Below are 1,287 nucleotides of genomic sequence, written 5' to 3'. Positions count from 1 at the left end.
TGGAGTGAACCCTGAGAATGAGACGATAAAAAACACCTCTCTAAATCGTAAGTATCAGTTATGATTTTAATGGAGGTGTTTTTCGTATGGGGAAAAAGACGCATTATCCCGCCGAAATAAAGTGGAAAGTAGTTGAAATGAAACACCAAGGATTCAAAAATAAAGAAATTATGGATGCCTTAGGAATTAAACATGTGGCTCAAATTAAAACTTGGATGAAATGGTATCGTGAAGGCGAAACCTATCGGTTTGAACAATCTATTGGAAGACAATCTGTACATGGAAAAGGCTTAAAAAAGTTAACAGAACTTGAACAAAAAGAATTAGAAATACGTTATTTAAAGGCAAAGATTATATTGCTGGAAAAGTGCCAAGAAATTTTAAGGAGGTGGGAGGAAAAGAAGAAATAATGAAAATGATAAAGGAATGGCAATCAATTTTTACAATTGCAGAACTGTGTTCCATATTTGATATTTCACGTGCTACTTATTATCGTTGGAAAAAGCAGGAGAAAACAGTAACTAATCATGAAGAAAAAACCGTAATAGAAATATGTCAACATCATAAATATCGGTATGGATATCGTCGGGTTACAGCTTGTCTACGTAATCAATTTAACATCGTAATCAATCATAAAAAAGTATTACGTATCATGAGAAAATACAACGTATTATCTCGGGTTAGAAAAAAGAAAAAGACATTTGTACTCGGTCATGAACCAGTGGTAGCTAAAAATAGAATACAACGAAGATTTAAAGCTACCAAGCCTAATGAAAAATGGTTCACGGATATCACGTATTTGATGTTCGGCAATAAGACTCTTTATTTTTCATCTATTATAGATGGGTTTAACAATGAAATTATAAGTTATAAAATAGGTGAGACACAGGATGTTTCTCTTGTATTAGATACTCTAAAAGAAGCTTTAAGAAAGCGAAATGTGATTGATACGATTTTACATTCGGATCAAGGAAAAGTGTATACATCAAAACAATTTCAAACATATGCCAAAGAAAAAGGCATTATCACAAGCATGTCTCGTACAGGAAACTGCCATGATAATGCCCTCATAGAATCCTTTCATTCTCACTTGAAATCCGAAGGATTCTATGCGCAAAATATAAAACAATCGAATAATGCTAGTATAATACAAACTGTGGATGAATACATCCACTACTATAATAATGAACGGATTCAGAGAAAATTAGATAACATGTCACCTATAGCTTATAGGAAACATGTTGTCTAGGTGTTTTTTCTTTGTCTCACCAAATGGGGTCAGACCAC

General features: G+C 33.1%; 1 protein-coding gene. It reads left to right on the top strand.

The window, feature by feature from the left end; translation table 11 throughout:
- Window positions 1-86 precede the first annotated feature (86 nt).
- Window positions 87-1,249 (top strand): IS3 family transposase gene (locus JDS96_RS30410; protein WP_098125495.1). Its coding sequence is split into 2 segments (ribosomal slippage): window positions 87-354 and window positions 354-1,249, totalling 1,164 coding nucleotides; the frame shifts between segments, so codons are not numbered across the junction.
- Window positions 1,250-1,287: the final 38 nt, after the last annotated feature.

Source organism: Bacillus cereus group sp. N21 (assembly GCF_016483395.1).
GTDB classification, from domain to species: Bacteria; Bacillota; Bacilli; order Bacillales; family Bacillaceae_G; genus Bacillus_A; species Bacillus_A pseudomycoides.
This window is presented reverse-complemented; position numbering and strand designations above follow the sequence as displayed.